The sequence below is a fragment of the Halocalculus aciditolerans genome (genome assembly GCF_014647475.1).
Lineage (GTDB): Archaea > Halobacteriota > Halobacteria > Halobacteriales > Halobacteriaceae > Halocalculus > Halocalculus aciditolerans.
Genome location: NZ_BMPG01000004.1, coordinates 143,499 through 159,369 on the forward strand (window position 1 = coordinate 143,499; position 15,871 = coordinate 159,369).

Genomic DNA, 15,871 nt, shown 5'->3' on the forward strand with positions numbered 1-15,871 from the left:
GGAGCGGAGAGAAGCGGAGAGATCGAGAGGGCGGAGAGGGGGAAGCAGGAGGGAGAGAACGGGGAGCAGCGGCGCGGCGCGCGTCGCGGAGTCGTGGTTACTCTTTCCGGGAGGGCGGGAGGTCGGCTTCGAAGCCGATGGCGTCGACGGCGGCGTCGAGGACGGTGTCGAGGTTCTCGTCGTTCTCGATGCTCATGTAGTAGTCGGCGGCGGTATCGGTCGAGAGGTCGCTCTTGTTGCAGACGGTGATGACGGGGACGTCGTCGAAGATGGCCTCGATATCGTTCAGGAGCGCCTGCTGGTCTTCGAGTTCGTAGCCGCAGGTCTCGGAGGCGTCGATGAAGAAGAGGACGGCGTCGGCGAGATGCGTGATGGCGGAGACCGCCTGGTTCTCGATGTCGTTGCGTTCGTCGGCCGGCCGGTCGAGGAGGCCGGGGGTGTCGACGAGCTGGTAGCGGATGTGGTCGCGCTCGACGTGGCCGACCCGGACCTCCTTAGTAGTAAACGGGTAGGACGCGGTCTCGTTGCGGGCGTTCGTGAGCGTGTTCACGAACGAGGATTTCCCGACGTTCGGGTAGCCGGCGACGACGATGGCGGGTTCGTCGGGGCGGATGTCCGGGAACTTGTTGAGGTCGTTGCGGACGTCGTTCAGGAACTGGAGGTCGTCGGCGACCTCGTCCATCACGGAGCCCATGCGGGCGAACCCCTGCTTGCGGACCTTCCGCGCGGCGTCGAGGTCGCCGCGGGGGAGTTTCCCCTGGTAGTCGCGGCCGAGTTCCTTCGTCTTCCGGGACGCCCACGCGACCTCGCTCAGGCTCGCGCGGATGTCGTCGACGCCCGCGACCGCGTCCGCGAGCTCGTAGTAGAACGGGTCGACCTCGTCGAAGTCCGGCCACGCCGTCACGACGTTCATCAGGTTGTCCGAGAGAATGTTCGACGACGTCTGCAGCATCGACTGCTGGGCCTCCAAGCCCGATTTCGCTCGCCCCGCTCGCGCCGCCCGCGAGAACGCCTTGTCGAGGAGCTCGTCGGACGTCGGCGTAGTGGGGAGGTCCTCGAAAATCATACTCGTATCCAGGAGTGCGGGACGTAAAAGGGCGTTTATCCGGTCGCGAGGCGGCGACGCGTGCGGCGACACGCGCGGCGACGACCAGTCGGGCTAGCTCGTGAACTCGAGAATCGCCCCGTCGTCCCCGACGGTGACGATGCGTTCGCGGCCGCCGATGGCGTAGAGCGAGGTTTCGCGGTCCGTCTCGAACTCGCGCCAGCCGCTCTCGTCGTAGGCGTGAACGCGGCCGTTCTCGGTGACGACGAGCACCTGGTCGCCGCGCGTCGCGAGGTCCATCACGGTGTCGTTCGCGAGCTCGTACGCCGTCCAGTCGTCGCCGTCGGGGACGTAGACGGCGTCCTCGCTCCCGAAGAACACGCCGTCGGTCGTCGCGACGGCGACGGCGAGGAGGTCCGGGCTCTCGATACCGACGTCCTCCCAGCCGTACTCGCCGCGGACGTACGCGACGCCGTTCTCCGACGTGACGACGGGGCGACCGGGCGCGTAGACGACGTCGTAGAGCGTCTCGCCGTCGCCGGGAACGTCGCGCTCCCACGCCCAGTCGTCGCCGTCGGGCGTGCCGTGGTGGACGACGCCGTCGTCGTCGACCGCCCAGACGACCTCGCGGCCCGCCGGCCCGGCGACCGCGAGACTCCGGAAGTCCGCCGTTCCCGAGGGAATCGCGTACGCGTGCGTCTCCTCGTTCCCGACGTCCCAGTAGCCCGCCGTGCCGTCCTCGCCGGCGACCCAGACGCGCCGCCCGTCGTCGGTCGGTGCCGCGGCGTAGAGCGTGTCACCGTCGTACGCGCCGTGCGTGACGACGCGCCACTCGCCGTCGCGCGGGCTGACGATGGTGCCGTCGTCCCCGACGGCCGCGAGGACGCCGCGTCCGGCGGCGACGTCGCGCAGTGCCTCGCCGGTCACGGCGGCCGCGACCGAGCGGAACGCTCGTCCGTGCATACCCACCGAGTACGCCGTCACGCCCGATAAAGGACCGCGTCCACCGAGAGAATCAGTGTTCGACGATGGTTCCTTCGTCGCCGACCGCGACGACGTGGTCGCGGGCGACGACGGCGTTCAGCGCGACGTCGACGTCGACGTCGACGGTCGACCAGTCGCCGTTCGTCCGGTGGAGGAGGTCGCCGTCGCCGGTCGTCGCGAACACCTGGTCGCCGCGCGACCCGAGGTTCGTCACGGTGTCCTCGGCGACGTGCTCGGCCGTCCAGCCGTCCTCGGTCGGCGCGTAGACGTACTCGTCGCTCCCGAAGAAGGGGCCGTCGCCCGTCGCCGCGACGGACGTGAGCGCGTCGACCGCGCCGACGCCGAGGTCCTGCCAGCCGTCGTCCGTGTGGACGAACGCCGTGCCGTCCTCCGCCGTCGCGACCGGGACGCCCGGCGCGTACTTGATGTCCGTGAAGCTCGCGTCCGACCCCGGCATGTCCTGCTCCCACTCCCACGCCGCTTCCTCCTCGCCCGTCGGCGAGCCGTGGTAGATGGTGCCGTTGTCGTCGACCGCCCAGACGACCTCCTGGTCGGCCGGCCCGGAGACCGCGACGCTCCGGTAGTCGTGTTCGTCCGCCGTAATCTCGTACTCGACCGTCTCCTCCGCGTCCGCGTCGAAGTAACCGGCAGCGCCGCTGCCGCCCGCGAACCAGACGCGTTTCCCGTCGTCCGTCGCCGACGTCCCGTAGAGGGTGTTCCCGCCGTCGAACTCCTTCTCGACGGGCTCCCAGGTGCGCTGACGCCGCACCACGAGGCCGTCCTCTCCGACCGCGAACACGCCGCTCTTCGAGACGGTGACGTCGTGGAACGCCGCATCCACGGGGATGTCTTCGACCACGCTGAACTCCTTCCCGTTCATACACGCATTCGACAGCCTCCACTCGTATAAATGCCGGCACTGACGGGGAGAAAAAAACGGGCGGCGAAGGGCGGGACGCGCTACCGACGCCGCGCGAGTTCGTCCAGCAGGTCGTCGACGTCCACGTCCGCCATCGACAGCGTCACGAGGAGGTGGTAGACGAGGTCCGCGGACTCAGCCGCGAGCTCCGCGTCCTCGCCGTCTTTCGCCGCGAGGATGACCTCCGTCGCCTCCTCGCCGACCTTCTCCAACACCGCGTTCACGCCTTTCTCGTGCGTGAACAGAGAAGTCGTATACGACCCCTCGGGGAGGTTCGCTTTTCTGTCTTCGATGACGTCGAAGAGCTCGCGCAGTACCTCGTCCGCGCTCTCCCGGTCGCCCTCGCCACCGCTGTGCCCCTCGCCGCCGCCGTCAGCGTTCTCGCCGGCGTCGTCGAAGTCGTCGCTCATAGCGCCACCTCGCGGATGTCATCGAAGTCGTCGAACTCCTCCCGCGGCCGCCGCGCCGACTCGAAGACCTCCACGGCGACCTCGATGGGCGCGTCCGTCCGCGAGACCAGCGCGAGCGCGTCGCTCGGCCGCGAGTCCACGACCGTCGCCTCGCGGGGCGTGTCGAGGTGGAGGTCCGCGAAGAACGTCCCCGACTCCTCGCGCGTGACGACCGCGCGCCGCACCCGCCCGCCGAGTTCTTCGACGACGTCGAGAAAGAGGTCGTGCGTGAGCGGCCGGCCGACGTCCATCGCGTCCACGCCGCGCGCGATGCTCAACGCCTCCTCGAACCCGATGAATATCGGAACGACGTCCGTCTCGTGCCCGACGTCGACGAGCACGACCGGCATCGGACCGCTCTCGGAGCCCGCGACGCGCACGCTCTCCACCGACGCCTCGAGGAACTCTCGCGCCTCGCTCGCGTCCTCCTCGCGCTCGTCGACCGCGTCGCCGTCCCCGCCGTCGGACGCGCTCACGCCGACGCCCCCGGCTCCGCGAAGAACGCGAGGTCGTGGATTCGTGAGTCCGCCGTCAGCTCGGGGTGGAACGAGGTGCCGACGACGTTCCCGTCCCGCACCGCCACCGGCCGGTCGTCCCACTCGGCGAGCACCGCCACGTCGTCGCCGACCGCGTCGATGGCCGGCGCGCGGATGAACACCGCCGGGAACGGCTCGTCTAAGCCCGTCACGTCCAGCGGCGCTTCGAAGGAGTCCTTCTGCCGGCCGAACGCGTTCCGGTCCACCGACACGTCGAGGACGTCCAGCGTCTCCACGCGGTCGTCCTTCGCGTCCCGCGACGCCACGATGAGCCCCGCACACGTCGCCAGCACGGGCTTCCCGGACTCCGCGAACGCCCGGATCTCCTCGTCGATACCCTCGCGCGACAGCAGGCGCGAAATCGCCGTCGACTCCCCGCCCGGGAGCAAGAGCAGGTCGCAGGACGGCACCGCTCCCGCCTCCCGAATCTCCACGACCTCGGCCTCCCGGCCGTGGTTCGCCGCCGCGCGCCGAATCGCGTCCGCGTGCTCCGACACGTCGCCCTGCACCGCGACGACGCCCGCTTTCACAGTCATACCCAACGCTTGGGCGTCACCCGCTAAAAACGTGGAGATTCCACATCCGCCGTGCTTCCGTCGGGCGCGCGGAGCGCTACGCCGTGGCGGTTTCGTCCTCGGAGAACGAGTGGAAGCACCGGAAACACCGATAGTACTTCTCGACGCTCCCGCTCTCGGTTCGCGGGTAGCCGTGGGTTCGCAGTCGAACCACGAGGAACGCGCTCCCACACTCCGGACAGGGAGGCGTGCCGAACATACTGGAACTGTGGGCGCGGACCGCGTTATCGCTTGGGGTGGCTGCGCTGTCGGGTGACGAGCAGCGTATCGGGCGATTTCAAAGCCGCGCGACGGGACGTCCGCGTGTGACGCGAGAGTACGATAAACTCGTCCGCGACGGAATTCCCGGCATCATCGAGGAGGAGGGGGAGACGCCGGTGACGCACGTCGCCGACGGCGACGAGTACGAAGACCGCCTGCTCGACGAGGAAGCCGCCGAGTACCGAGAGAGCGGCGACGTCGAAGAACTCGCCGACGTCCTCGAAGTCGTCCACGCGCTCCGCGACCTCGAAGGCCGCTCGCGCGACGAGCTCGAAACAATGCGGGCGGAGAAGGCCGAAGAACGAGGGCGGTTCAGCGAGGGAGTCGTCCTCGAACGCGTCGAAGACGACTAATCAGACCACAGCGACGGAGAGCAACCGGACGAGGCGTCAAGGAGAGGTGAGTGACCACGACAAGCATCCGCGAGCGAACGGTTCGAAGTCCGCGCGAACGGAGTGAGTGCGGGCAAGCGGGACCGGAGGTCCCGCCAAGAACCTGAGCAGGGTGGGACGCTTTGCGTCCCGCTTGCTGTACGGGCGACTCACGGGTCGCCCGTACAACGAAGCGGTTCACCGCGACGAACAGAGTGAGTCGCGGGCCGACGACTGAGGGACCGCAGGGACCGGAGGAGGAGCGCTTTCGGTGCAGATCTTTATCGAGCGGGTCGCCGTGCGACCCGCTCGCAATAAAAAGGTGCGTTAGAAAACCTCGCGCTGGCAGCTGCCGCAGAGGGTTTCCTCTTTGAGGTCGACTTCGCGGACGGTGGGGGAGAAGCTCATGGCGCAGCGGGAGTTGTCGCAGTGTTCGAGGCCGAGGGTGTGGCCGATTTCGTGGACGACTTCCTTTCTCACTCGGTCGGCGAAGATGTCTTCTTGAGGTTTCTGCGAGAGGCCGCCGTCGGAGGAGGTGTTGAGGCGGTGGGTGGAGACGACGCAGCCGCGGCCGTCGAGGTAGGCGAGGCCGAAGACGTAGTTGCGGCGTCGGTAGTAGAGGTCGACGGGGGTGAGGGCGATGGTGCGGTCGCCGCCGCCTTCGCGGGCGGCGAGGTCGATGAAGGCTTCGGCGCGGTATTGGCCGCGGGCGTCGTCGTAGGCGTCTCGGGGGAGCGGTTGGTCTCCGGCGACGGAGACGTCGCAGTCGTAGATGGTGCGCAGTCCCGCGGAGGCCTCGCGTTTGACGGTGGCGGGGACGTCTCCGATAGGGACGATGTCGACGCGCATGGGAAGGCGTATGCTGTCCCGACGCATAAACACCACGGCGTGTCAAGGGCTCAGAGGGTCAGTGCGGTGCTCGCGGCGTACGAGTCACTCGTGGAGGTCGGGGTGGGTGAGCGCGCCGAGTTGGCTGGCGAGCTCGCGGAGCGCGGGTGTCGCGTGGTGGCGACGGACGTCGTTGAGCGCGAGGTCCCCGCGGGCGTCGAGTTCGTCGTGGACGACGTGACCGACCCCGACCTGTCGGTGTATCGCGGCGCGGACGCGGTGTACGCGCGCCGCGTGCCGCCGGAGCTCCAGCGGTCGGTCCTCGCGGTCGCGCGCGAGGTGGACGCGGCGTGTCTGTTCACGACCCTCGGCGGCGACCCGGTCGTCGTCGACGCGCGGCCGGTGACGGTCGCCGAGGGAACGGTGTACGTCGCGCGGGAGTAGGGCGGTGAGACCGTAACCGACTACCCGTTCGGGGCGGAGGGAGAGAGTATGAACGTTGACGCCGTGGTGCTCGACGTGGACGGCGTGCTCGTGGACGTCGCGGACTCCTATCGGCGGGCGATTGTCGAGTCGATCGACGTCGTCTACGGCGACACCATCGAGAAGGCGGAGATACAGCTGTTCAAGGACGCTGGCGGGTTCAACAACGACTGGGCGCTGACGGACGCCGCGGCGCTCTTCGTGCTCGCCGACCGGGACGGCCTCGCGATGGGCATCGAGGAGTTCACCGCGGAGATCGAGAAGCGCGGAGGCGGCCTCGACGCCGCGGAAGCCGTCGTTGACGCCGCGCTCGACGACGACGCCGCGGCGCGCGTGTTCGACGCGTGGGACCCGACGGAGCTCCGTGAAGTCTTCCAGGCGCTCTATCTCGGAAGCGAGCGCTACGTCGAACTCGAAGGCGCGGAGCCGCCCATCGACGCGCCCGGCTTCATCGCCGAGGAACCCATCATCCTGGAGGGCTCGACGATTGACGCGCTCGCCGAGTTCTGCGTCTGCGTGCTCACCGGCCGCCCCGAGGCGGAAGCCGAGTTCGCGCTCGACCGCGTCGGCCTCGACGTCCCCCCGGAGCGCCGATTCACGATGGACGACTGGGAGGAAGGAAAACCCCACCCGCGCGCGCTCGTCGCGCTCGCCGACCGCTGCGACGCCGACTCGGTCGCGTTCGTCGGCGACACCCTCGACGACATCGAGACGACCGTGAACGCCCGCGACGCCGACCCCGACACCGACTACTACGCCGTCGGCGTCCTCACCGGCGGCCTCACCGGCGACGAGGGCCGCGAGAAGTACGACGCCGCCGGCGCGGACGTCGTTCTCGACTCCGTGAACGACCTCCCCGACATCCTCGAGTAAACAGCAAGTCTCGACCGGTTCGGCAGACGAGAGAGTCGACGGCCGTGCGGCCACCAGTATTTTTCTCGCTGCGTTTCAGGCCACGTGTATGGTCGACGTGAGAATGCGACTGTTGAAGCAGGATAGTGGCCCCGTGAGCGTCGAAGTCGACGACGAGTGGGAGCACGAGCTCGACTTGGCGGGCGTCGACGAGGAGCCGGGCGGGCTGCACGGGCGGGCGCGCGACCGCGCGGCCGACGACGTCCTCTACCGGTTCGTCACGCCGGACGGCGAGGAGACGCCGGTCTACCTCGAACGCCGGCACGCGCGGGACGCCGCGGAGACGAAGCCCGGCGAGGTGAAGCCGGAGGCCGGCGACTGGGAGCGGCTCGGCGAAGTCACCGACGTCGCCGTCGAGACGAACATCGGCTGACCCGACGTCCGGCCGTCGCCTCGGTTCCGGTGCGCGTCCGACGGCGGTTCGGTTTCTCCGCCGGGGGACGCCGGCAGTTCTTGGAGTCGCCCCGGCGTTCCCGCGGCGTTCTCCGGTCGCACAACGCTTATTCGCCAGCCACCACTCTCGGCGAGTATGCGAATCGCGTTACTCGGCGGCACCGGCGACATCGGCGAAGGCCTCGCGCTCCGCTGGGCCTACGACACGAATCACGAGGTCGTCGTCGGCTCCCGCGACCCGGACAAAGCCCGCGCGAAAGCCGAGGAGTACGAGACCGAACTCGACTCCCGCGGCGTCGACTGCAAGATCACGGGCTTCGAGAACGAGATGGCGGCCGACCGCGCCGACGTCGTCGTCTTCGCCGTCCCGCCCTACCACATCCGCGGCGTCATCGAGGACGTCGCCGGCGTGCTCGACGACGACACCATCGTCGTCACGCCCGCCGTCGGCATGAACCGCGACGACGACGGCATGCATTACTCCCCGCCGAACGTGGGGAGCGTCACCGCGCTCGTCCGCGACACCGTCCCCGACGCCGTCCCCGTCGTCGGCGCGTTCCACAACCTCGCCGCCGACCGCCTCGCCAACCTCGACGTCGAGCTCGCCCTCGACACCCTCGTCGTCGGCGACGACCTCGACGCCAAGGACATCGTCGTCCGCCTCGCCACCGACATCGACGGCCTCACTGTCCACGACGCCGGCGGCATCGCCAACGCCCCCGAAGTCGAATCCCTCACTCCGCTCCTCATCAACCTCGCGATGAACAACGACGGCCTCCACGACGTCGGCATCACCTTCCACTGACGGCGTCGGCGACGGCGGGGGTTTTCTCCACGATATCGACGCCGGACGCGCCGAGCACGCGACACATCGGCTCCTCGCCGACCGCGCCGGCGTCGACGACAGCGTGGCGCGCGGTCACGGCGAACGCCTTCGAGTCCGCGGCGACGCCCGCGCCGCCGCCGGTGTCGGTCCCGGCGACCGTCAGCGCCACCGGTCGCGCCATCAGTCGTCCGCGGGCGCGGGGTTCGTCCCGGGGAGCGAGACGGTCGGGGCGTCGACGCCGAGCTCGTCGAGGGCGGCCTGCGCGGCGGCCTTCCCGGAGACGAGCATCGCGCCGAACGTCGGTCCCATCCGGGTGAGGCCGTGCGTCGTTGCGGTCGCGAGGCCGGCGGCGACGAGGCCGTCGTGGACGCGGCCCGTGTGTTCGACGACGCGGTCCTCGGAGTCCGCGACCCACATGGAGTCGTGACCGGGAGAGTCGTGGCCGGGCGCGCCGTACTCGCCGTCCGCCGTCTGGTCCATGCCGGTGTTGTGCTCGCTCGCGTGCTCGATTCCGGGCGCGTCGAGGACGCCGCGCTCCTGGAGTTTCGAGACGACGACGGCCTCGTGGCCGGTGGCGTCGATGACGAGGTCGCTCTCCGCGGCAATCGGGTCGACGCACGTGAGCTCTCGCGGGAGCGCGTGCACCGGCGTCCAGTTCATCACGACGCCGGCGACGCGGTGGCCGTCGCGGACGACGACGTCCGTGAACTCCGTCATGTTCTGGATCTTCACGCCGGCGTCACACGCCGCTCGGATGAGCGCAGAGCAGGCGTGGGGGCCGTCGGCGACGTGGAGTCCGGGCGTCTCCTCGGCCTCTTCGTAGGGGACGTCGAGGTCGTCGAGGATCTCCTCGGCGGGTTCGCGAACGGTGAGTTTGTTCATGAGGAAGCCGCCGAGCCAGAATCCGCCGCCGAGGTAGTTGTTCTTCTCGACGATCATCGTGTCGACGCCGCGGTCGGCGAGTTCCTTCGCCGCCGTCAGCCCGGAGGGACCGCCGCCGACGACGATGACGTCCGTGTCGGTGAAGTCGAGGAACTCGTCGCTCCACGATTCCGTGATCGCGTTCGTGACCTGTGCTTCGTCCGCCTGAGTGAAGCCGTCGAACCGCATACCAGCTAGTGTTACAACCCAGTAGTTAAATCTTGGCGTCGCGAGAGCGCACCCGCTGCTCGTCGAGTGATTGCGACCGAGAAGCCACGGAGAACCGAGAGCGGGAGCTACGCGGGCGGGATTACGGGAGAACGACAGTCGAGCAGTCGGTTTCTAGGCTCCGGCCTGTTTCAGCGCGTCTTCGAGTTTCTCGCGCTGGGTGACGCCGACGAAGCGTTCGACGACGCCGTCGTCGTTCTCGACGACGATAGTGGGGATGGAGCGGACCTGGTACTCGTTGGCGACGTCCTGCTCTTCGTCGACGTCGATTTTCTCGAAGGAGACGGAGCCCTCGTAGTCCTCTTCGAGCTCTTCGAGAATCGGGTCTTGCGTCTTGCAGGGACCACACCAGTCGGCGTAGAAGTCCTTCAGGGTGACCGTCATGGTTCTACTTCCTCTAGGCTTCGCTGGTGGGATAAGGGTTTCCGACGGGACGCTGCTTGCCGGGGTCGGGTCGAAAGGTTTACGCGGCGCGAGCGGGCAGTAGACGGTATGAGCAAGGGCCAGAACTCCGGCGGGCTGATGTCGAGCGCCGGCCTCGTCCGTTACTTCGACTCCGAGGACCCGAACGCGCTGCGTATCGACCCGCGAACCATCGTCGCGTTCGGCGCGTTCTTCGGGCTGCTCGTCCTCCTCCTCACCGCCCTCGCTTGACATCCCCCTCGCCCTTCAGGGCGGGGCTTTCCCCTTTATTCTCCGTGATTCTCTGGTGACGCGAGCGGCGTCCGCTTACGGCGACCAGCGGCGGAATCGTCGCTCGCGGGGCGTGGCCACGGGACGGACTATCTCGGAAGTGTTATCCGTGGGTGGGCACTTCGATGTGGTATGGCAAAAGGTAAAGTTGATTTCTTCAACGACACCGGCGGCTACGGTTTCATCGAAACGGACGACGCGGACGAGGACGTCTTCTTCCACATGGAAGACATCGGCGGCCCGGACCTCGAGGAAGGGCAGGAAGTCGAGTTCGAGATCGAGGACGCCCCCAAGGGCCCTCGCGCGAAGAACCTCGAGCGCCTGTAAGCGCGTTTTAAACTAATTACCTTCTTTCGACGCCACACCGAACAGCGACGCGTCCGCCCGTAGAAGGGGACGGGCGAGTCGTCGACGAGCGACGGCGTCGTCGCTCGCAGCGTGATACGATGCGAGCACGGTGAACGACAGGGAGCGGCGACAGCCACCGCGGAGCGCGAGCGTCTCAGTGGCGCTCGCGCTCCCCGGTAGAATCCACACAGAACGTGTCGCGTCCGTCAGGGCGCGACCCTGGCGGACGTGAAGAGGGCGAGGCGAAGCGCTCGGAGGCGCGTTCGCCGAGGGTTTTCTACTGCGTGTAGTAGTATTCGCCGTCGCGTTTCTGCTGTTTGTCCTTCTGGCTGCCGGGTTTGTTGATGCGGGGGCGGCCGAGGTTCTCGTCGCGGCGGAAGGTGACGTCGAGGTTGGCGAGGAACTCGTTCATGCCGGCGCGCATCTCTTTCGGGTCCGTCGCGTGGCCGTGGTGGGCGGGTTCGCCGTCGAAGACCATGAGGCGGTCGGCGAGGAGGTCGATGGTGTAGATGTCGTGGTCGATGACCATGACGGTGGCCTCGTGGTTCTCGGCGTAGCGGCGGACGGCGCGCGTCGCGAGGACGCGCTGTTCGACGTCGAGGTGGGCCGAGGGTTCGTCGAGGAGGTAGAGGTCGGCGTCCTTCGAGAGCGTCGCGGCGATGGCGACGCGCTGGCGCTCCCCGCCGGAGAGCTCGGTGAGGTTCTGCTCCATGATGCGCTCCAGCTGGAGGGGCTGGGCGATTTCGGTGTTCCAGTAGGAGGAGCCGAAGTCCTCGGTGATGGAGGAGAGGAAGGCGTCGACGCGGATTGGCTGGTCGGCCTCGACGTACTGGGGTTTGTAGGCGATGTCGAGGTCGAGGTCGAAGTCGCCGGCCTCGGATTGGACGTCGAGGTCCGCTTCCCCGTCCGTTCCGTCGGGTTCGAGTTCACCCGTGAGGAGTTTCGCGAAGGTGGATTTCCCGATGCCGTTCGGACCGACGATGCCGAGCACCTCGTTGCGGTTGATTTCGCCGGCGTCGACCTCGAGGGCGAACTCGCCCTCGCCGTAGGACTTCGTCATCGCGGGGTACTCCACGAGGGTCTCGGACTCCGTGCTGGGTCGGGGCGCGTGCGCTTCGAACTCGATGGCTTCCGGGCGGATCCGCATGTTCTCGGCGTCGAGATACCCCCGGAGGTATTCGTTGATGCCGTTCTTCACGGACTTCGGCGAGGTGACGACACCGTACGCGGAGGGTTCACCGTAGGCGACGTGGAGGCTGTCGGCGACGAGGTCGAGGATGGCGAGGTCGTGTTCGACGACGAGCATCGCGCGGTCTTCCTCCTCGGCGAGTTCGTGGATGAGGCGCGCGGCGGTGACGCGCTGCCCGATGTCGAGGTAGGGCGTGATCTCGTCGAGGAAGTAGAAGTCGGCGTCCCGAGCGAGGGTGGCGGCGAGGGCGACGCGCTGGAGTTCGCCGCCGGAGAGGTTCTCGATGGACTGCTCCATGACGGGGCGGAGCGAGAGGCGTTCGACGAGCTCGTCGAGCGCGTCGCGTTCGTCCGTCGCTTCGAGGAGCTGGCGGGTGTTCCCGTCGAAGGATTCGGGAATCTGGTCGACGTACTGCGGTTTCCGCGCGACGTCGATGTCGCCGTCGCGCACGCCTTCGAGGTAGTTCTGGAGCTCCGTACCGCGGAACTGGTCGATGACTTCCTCCCAGGACGGCTCGTCGCCGTGGCGGCCGAGGTTCGGCGTGATTTCGCCCGCGAGAATCTTCACGGCCGTACTTTTCCCGATGCCGTTCGGGCCGAGGAGGCCCGTGACCTTCCCGGATTCCGGGATGGGGAGGCCGTAGAGGGAGAAGGCGTTCTCGCCGTAGCGGTGGGTCGGCGACTCGTCCAGCTCCTCCGGGAGGTTGATGATCTCGATGGCGTCGAACGGGCATTTCTCGACGCAGATCCCGCAGGTCTCGCCGAGACAGATCTCCTCGGAGATCTGGACCTGGTCGGGGCCGCCCTCGAAGGGCTCGTCCTCGTCGTAGATCTCGCCGCGCGTCTGGATGCACTCCTTTCCCGTTCTGTTCGGCGGGCAGTAGTTCGCGCACTCGTAGTTACAGCGGTCGGGCGAACACCTGTCGAGGTCGACGACCGCGATGCTGTCCCCGGCCATCGTTAGAGGGAGACGTTACTCGTCAGGAGGATGCCCCACGTCACGAACCAGAGAGAGAACGTCATGAACGCGGTGTAGAGGTGGTCTTTCGCCGAGAAGTCGTCGACGTCGACGCCGAGCACGCGAACGACGCCGAGGTTGAGGAGGAACGCGCCGACGACCACCACGGCACCGGTCGTGTCCGTGGCGCTCGACGCGAGCGCGCTCGTCACCAGCCCCGCAGCCACGCCGGTGAGGCAGGCGACGGTCGTCACCGTCACCCCCCGCCGGTGGGATTGGCGGCGGTCTGCGGTCTCAGTCATGCGTAGAGGTCCTCGCCGCGCGCTCAAAAGCAGTTCGCTTCCCCGCCGAGACGCGTCGAGTCGCGCGGGCCGTGCGAGCATCTCCCGCACCTTTATGCTGATGTAGTGTTTCGATTCGTAACGATGGGAAGCGAGTCAGAGCACGCCCTCGAGGACCTCCCGCCGAGCGCGAAACTCGTCTACAAGGTTCTGGAGTACGACGGCCCGAAGACCCAGAAAGGCATCGTCGAGGAGTCCATGCTGTCCGCGCGAACGGTCAGGTACGCCCTCGAACGCCTCGAAAACCGCGACGTCGTCGACGAGGACATCTACTTCGCCGACGCCCGACAGAGCCTCTACCGCCTCACCGCGGGCGAGGAGGGCGAGGACGTCGAAGCCGAGACGGAAACCGCACACTAATCGAGCTCGACCGAGTCGCCGACGCCGACCGCGAACGCGTCCGCGCCGCGGCCTCTATTCGCTGCTAACTCCGCGTAGCCGTGGCTCCCGACCGTCACGAGCCGGTCGCCCGCGTCGACGTTCGCGTACGCGGGTTCGACGGGCGCGCGCGTCCCGTTCACCGAGACGGCGTCGCGACCGTCGAGGAAGCCACCGGGGATGTTCGTGATGGCGTTCCCGAAGTCGTCGACGACGAGGACTTCGCCCCACGCGCGGTCGTCGCCGACGTCGGGTTCCGGGAAGGCGAGGTCGACGGCGTCGTCGATTCGTGAGATAGCGTCGACCTCGTAGAGGGCCGCCGCGCCTCGTTCGTGGATTTCGGCGGCGGCGGGCGCGAAGACGTCGCGGCCGTGGAACGTCGTGCTCTCGGTCGCGTCGTCCGCGTAGTGGTACTCGTAGCACTCGACGTCCGCCGCACCGCCGTCGGCGAGCGCGCGGGCCGCGGGGCGGACGAGGCCGTTGTCGGGCGCGACGAGGACGTGGTCGCCGGCGCGGACGACGAGCGCGCGGCGGTCCGTGCCGACGCCGGGGTCGACGACGGCGAGGTGGACGGCGGGCGGGAACTGAGGGAGCGTCTCGCGCAGCCAGAACGCGGCGGTGCGGACGTCCTGTCTCGGGAAGTCGTGGGCGACGTCGACGAGTCGTGCGTCCGTGCGCTGGAGGATGACGCCCTTCATCGCGGCCGGGTAGGGCGTCCCGAAGTCGCTCGCGAGCGTGAGCATAGTCGCGACTCAGGGGCGCGAGAGGCTTCGGGTTTCGGAAAGCGAGCCGCTCAGAAGAGGCCGCCGGAGACGAGCGCGAGGGCGGTGACGACGACGGGGAGGAGGATGGCCGGCCACACGGACTGGTTCATGCTGTCGCGTCGGTACTGCATCTCGGCGTTGACCTGCTCGGGTGTCATTACACACTCGTAGGCCCGCCGGTACTGTAAGTATTGTGAGGTTCGAGATACCATGGGCGCAGTACACACGCTCCTGCGGCCGTGATACCGCGACTCACGACATTCTCGTCTACATAGAGGATGTGTCTCACGGGGTGGCGTGACAGGGCGCATGGGCGTCACTGCAGTTGATGGAGAAATCGCGAAACGACGGGGAAGGGAGGAAGGCGAGTGCGACGGGGCTCAGACGAGGACGGCGTCGTCGGGGCGGAAGCCGAGGGTCGCGGTCGCGCGTTCCTCGGGGGGGGCGTCGGTGGTGACGACGACGTCGCGGTCGTCCCAGGCGGCGTGGACGGTGGTGCGTGCGCCCTGGAACTCCGCGGTCCCCACAGTGACCTCGAACTGGTTCGCGTCGACGGCGACGTCGAGGTGTTCGGGGCGGACGCAGACGGTGACAGCGTCGCCGACCGAGGCGTCGCGGTCGGAGCGCACGCGGAAGGCGTGGTCGTCGACGGCGACCGTGACGGTTTGGCCGCCCTCGTCCGGCGCGTCGACGGCGGTGACGGTGCCGTCGAAGAGGTTGTTCTCGCCGACGAAGGACGCGACGAATCGCGTCTCGGGCGCGCGATAGACCTCGCGGGGCGTGCCGACCTGTTCGACGCGGCCGCCGTGCATGACGGCGACGCGGTCCGAGACCGCGAGCGCCTCCGCCTGGTCGTGTGTCACGTAGACGGTCGTCACGCCGAGGTCGCGCTGAATCTCCTTGACGTTGCGGCGGAGGCGGTCGCGGAGGCGCGCGTCGAGCGCGCTCATCGGCTCGTCGAGCAGGAGGAGGTCCGGGCCGGGCGCGAGGGCGCGGGCGAGCGCGACGCGTTGCTGTTGACCGCCGGAGAGTTCGCCGGGGTCGCGCTCTTCGAACCCCGCGAGGTCGACGAGGTCGAGGAGGTCGGCGACGCGCTCCGCTTCCGTCGACCCGTCGGGGGGGTCGTGGAACCGCAGGCCGTAGGCGACGTTCTCCGCGACGGTCATGTGTTCGAAGAGCGCGTACTGCTGGAAGACGAGGCCGACCCCGCGCTCCTCGACGGGGACGCCGGCGACGTCCGCGCCGTCGAACCGAATCGTGCCCCGCGTCGGGGGTTCGAGGCCCGCGATGGCGCGGAGCGTCGTCGTCTTCCCACAGCCCGAGGGGCCGACGAGCGAGAAGAACTCGCCGTCTCGGACGCTGAGCGAAACGTCGTCGAGCGCGGTCGCTCCGTCGAACTCTTTCGAGACCCCGTCGACGTCGACGCTACCCACGCGAACCCACCGTCATTACCCGGTTGTTCAACGTGGT

General features: G+C 68.3%; 24 protein-coding genes. 8 read left to right on the forward strand and 16 right to left on the reverse strand.

The features are described from left to right. Nucleotides 1-97 precede the first annotated feature (97 nt). From IEY26_RS14320 to IEY26_RS14350, 7 genes are all read right to left on the reverse strand, one after another. Nucleotides 98-1,066 (reverse strand): NOG1 family protein, encoded by a 969-nt coding sequence (locus IEY26_RS14320; RefSeq protein ID WP_188980134.1) that lies wholly within the window; start codon nucleotides 1,064-1,066, stop codon nucleotides 98-100. A gap of 93 nt (nucleotides 1,067-1,159) precedes the next feature. Beyond that, nucleotides 1,160-2,008: a WD40 repeat domain-containing protein gene (locus IEY26_RS14325; protein ID WP_188980137.1), complete on the reverse strand. Its 849-nt coding sequence runs from the start codon at nucleotides 2,006-2,008 to the stop codon at nucleotides 1,160-1,162. 52 nt (nucleotides 2,009-2,060) lie between these two features. Then, a complete protein-coding gene (locus tag IEY26_RS14330) occupies nucleotides 2,061-2,909 on the reverse strand; it encodes a hypothetical protein (RefSeq protein ID WP_188980139.1) in 849 nt (282 codons plus the stop codon). Nucleotides 2,910-2,989: 80 nt separating this feature from the next. After that, on the reverse strand, nucleotides 2,990-3,358 hold the full coding sequence (gene hisE, locus IEY26_RS14335) for a phosphoribosyl-ATP diphosphatase (RefSeq protein WP_188980141.1): 369 nt from the start codon (nucleotides 3,356-3,358) through the stop codon (nucleotides 2,990-2,992). Continuing rightward, nucleotides 3,355-3,747: a bifunctional nuclease family protein gene (locus IEY26_RS14340; protein ID WP_188980334.1), complete on the reverse strand. Its 393-nt coding sequence runs from the start codon at nucleotides 3,745-3,747 to the stop codon at nucleotides 3,355-3,357. Before IEY26_RS14340 ends, hisE begins: the two co-directional genes overlap by 4 nt. Nucleotides 3,748-3,869: 122 nt before the next feature. Then, a complete protein-coding gene (gene pdxT, locus IEY26_RS14345) occupies nucleotides 3,870-4,469 on the reverse strand; it encodes a pyridoxal 5'-phosphate synthase glutaminase subunit PdxT (RefSeq protein ID WP_188980143.1) in 600 nt (199 codons plus the stop codon). A gap of 76 nt (nucleotides 4,470-4,545) precedes the next feature. Beyond that, nucleotides 4,546-4,707 carry a hypothetical protein gene (locus IEY26_RS14350; protein WP_188980145.1) on the reverse strand — a complete coding sequence of 54 codons (162 nt, stop codon included), beginning with the start codon at nucleotides 4,705-4,707 and terminating at the stop codon, nucleotides 4,546-4,548. A 106-nt stretch (nucleotides 4,708-4,813) separates the two neighbouring features. Here IEY26_RS14350 and IEY26_RS14355 point away from each other — a divergent pair, with 106 nt between their 5' ends. Further along, a complete protein-coding gene (locus tag IEY26_RS14355; protein ID WP_188980147.1) occupies nucleotides 4,814-5,122 on the forward strand; it encodes a nucleoside triphosphate pyrophosphohydrolase in 309 nt (102 codons plus the stop codon). Between the two features lie 345 nt (nucleotides 5,123-5,467). Here IEY26_RS14355 and IEY26_RS14360 read toward each other — a convergent pair whose 3' ends face one another. Continuing rightward, on the reverse strand, nucleotides 5,468-5,989 hold the full coding sequence (locus IEY26_RS14360; RefSeq protein WP_188980149.1) for an archaemetzincin family Zn-dependent metalloprotease: 522 nt from the start codon (nucleotides 5,987-5,989) through the stop codon (nucleotides 5,468-5,470). A gap of 39 nt (nucleotides 5,990-6,028) precedes the next feature. Between IEY26_RS14360 and IEY26_RS14365 the strand changes: the two genes are divergently transcribed. The 4 genes from IEY26_RS14365 (at nucleotide 6,029) to npdG (ending at nucleotide 8,561) form a co-directional block, all read left to right on the forward strand. Continuing rightward, complete coding sequence (locus tag IEY26_RS14365) at nucleotides 6,029-6,412, forward strand: UPF0146 family protein (protein ID WP_188980151.1); 384 nt, start codon at nucleotides 6,029-6,031, stop codon at nucleotides 6,410-6,412. Nucleotides 6,413-6,460: 48 nt separating this feature from the next. Beyond that, nucleotides 6,461-7,324: a TIGR01548 family HAD-type hydrolase gene (locus IEY26_RS14370; protein WP_188980153.1), complete on the forward strand. Its 864-nt coding sequence runs from the start codon at nucleotides 6,461-6,463 to the stop codon at nucleotides 7,322-7,324. A gap of 88 nt (nucleotides 7,325-7,412) precedes the next feature. Further along, a complete protein-coding gene (locus IEY26_RS14375; RefSeq protein WP_188980155.1) occupies nucleotides 7,413-7,736 on the forward strand; it encodes a hypothetical protein in 324 nt (107 codons plus the stop codon). Between the two features lie 156 nt (nucleotides 7,737-7,892). Next, complete coding sequence (gene npdG, locus IEY26_RS14380) at nucleotides 7,893-8,561, forward strand: NADPH-dependent F420 reductase (protein WP_188980156.1); 669 nt, start codon at nucleotides 7,893-7,895, stop codon at nucleotides 8,559-8,561. Here npdG and IEY26_RS14385 read toward each other — a convergent pair. The 3 genes from IEY26_RS14385 to trxA form a co-directional block, all read right to left on the reverse strand. Then, a complete protein-coding gene (locus tag IEY26_RS14385) occupies nucleotides 8,548-8,763 on the reverse strand; it encodes a hypothetical protein (RefSeq protein ID WP_188980158.1) in 216 nt (71 codons plus the stop codon). The two genes, npdG and IEY26_RS14385, sit on opposite strands and share 14 nt — an antisense overlap. Next, nucleotides 8,763-9,692 carry a sulfide-dependent adenosine diphosphate thiazole synthase gene (locus tag IEY26_RS14390; RefSeq protein ID WP_188980160.1) on the reverse strand — a complete coding sequence of 310 codons (930 nt, stop codon included), beginning with the start codon at nucleotides 9,690-9,692 and terminating at the stop codon, nucleotides 8,763-8,765. The genes IEY26_RS14385 and IEY26_RS14390 overlap by 1 nt, the downstream gene beginning before the upstream one ends. Before the next feature lie 153 nt (nucleotides 9,693-9,845). Continuing rightward, complete coding sequence (gene trxA, locus IEY26_RS14395; protein ID WP_188980162.1) at nucleotides 9,846-10,115, reverse strand: thioredoxin; 270 nt, start codon at nucleotides 10,113-10,115, stop codon at nucleotides 9,846-9,848. 108 nt (nucleotides 10,116-10,223) lie between these two features. Here trxA and IEY26_RS14400 point away from each other — a divergent pair, with 108 nt between their 5' ends. Then, entirely contained in the window at nucleotides 10,224-10,385 is a 162-nt protein-coding gene (locus IEY26_RS14400; RefSeq protein WP_188980164.1) for a preprotein translocase subunit Sec61beta, read from the forward strand. Nucleotides 10,386-10,556: 171 nt separating this feature from the next. Next, complete coding sequence (locus IEY26_RS14405) at nucleotides 10,557-10,751, forward strand: cold-shock protein (protein ID WP_188980166.1); 195 nt, start codon at nucleotides 10,557-10,559, stop codon at nucleotides 10,749-10,751. A gap of 298 nt (nucleotides 10,752-11,049) precedes the next feature. Here the strand turns inward: IEY26_RS14405 and IEY26_RS14410 are convergent, their stop codons facing one another. Further along, nucleotides 11,050-12,918, reverse strand: a complete 1,869-nt coding sequence (locus IEY26_RS14410; protein ID WP_188980168.1) for a ribosome biogenesis/translation initiation ATPase RLI — start codon at nucleotides 12,916-12,918, stop codon at nucleotides 11,050-11,052. A gap of 2 nt (nucleotides 12,919-12,920) precedes the next feature. Next, entirely contained in the window at nucleotides 12,921-13,220 is a 300-nt protein-coding gene (locus IEY26_RS14415) for an EMC6-like membrane protein (protein WP_188980170.1), read from the reverse strand. Nucleotides 13,221-13,343: 123 nt separating this feature from the next. On the opposite strand from IEY26_RS14415, the gene IEY26_RS14420 reads away from it, so the two are divergent. Continuing rightward, nucleotides 13,344-13,619, forward strand: coding sequence for a winged helix DNA-binding protein (locus tag IEY26_RS14420; protein ID WP_188980173.1), 276 nt, complete (start codon nucleotides 13,344-13,346; stop codon nucleotides 13,617-13,619). On the opposite strand, the gene IEY26_RS14425 is transcribed toward IEY26_RS14420, so the two are convergent. The 3 genes from IEY26_RS14425 to IEY26_RS14430 all read right to left on the reverse strand — a co-directional run bounded on the left by IEY26_RS14425 (nucleotide 13,616) and on the right by IEY26_RS14430 (nucleotide 15,834). Continuing rightward, nucleotides 13,616-14,380 (reverse strand): SAM hydrolase/SAM-dependent halogenase family protein, encoded by a 765-nt coding sequence (locus IEY26_RS14425; protein ID WP_188980175.1) that lies wholly within the window; start codon nucleotides 14,378-14,380, stop codon nucleotides 13,616-13,618. The genes IEY26_RS14420 and IEY26_RS14425 overlap by 4 nt on opposite strands. A gap of 50 nt (nucleotides 14,381-14,430) precedes the next feature. After that, nucleotides 14,431-14,559 (reverse strand): hypothetical protein, encoded by a 129-nt coding sequence (locus IEY26_RS17685; RefSeq protein ID WP_268239814.1) that lies wholly within the window; start codon nucleotides 14,557-14,559, stop codon nucleotides 14,431-14,433. A gap of 222 nt (nucleotides 14,560-14,781) precedes the next feature. Then, complete coding sequence (locus IEY26_RS14430; RefSeq protein WP_188980177.1) at nucleotides 14,782-15,834, reverse strand: ABC transporter ATP-binding protein; 1,053 nt, start codon at nucleotides 15,832-15,834, stop codon at nucleotides 14,782-14,784. Between the last annotated feature and the right edge of the window lie 37 nt (nucleotides 15,835-15,871).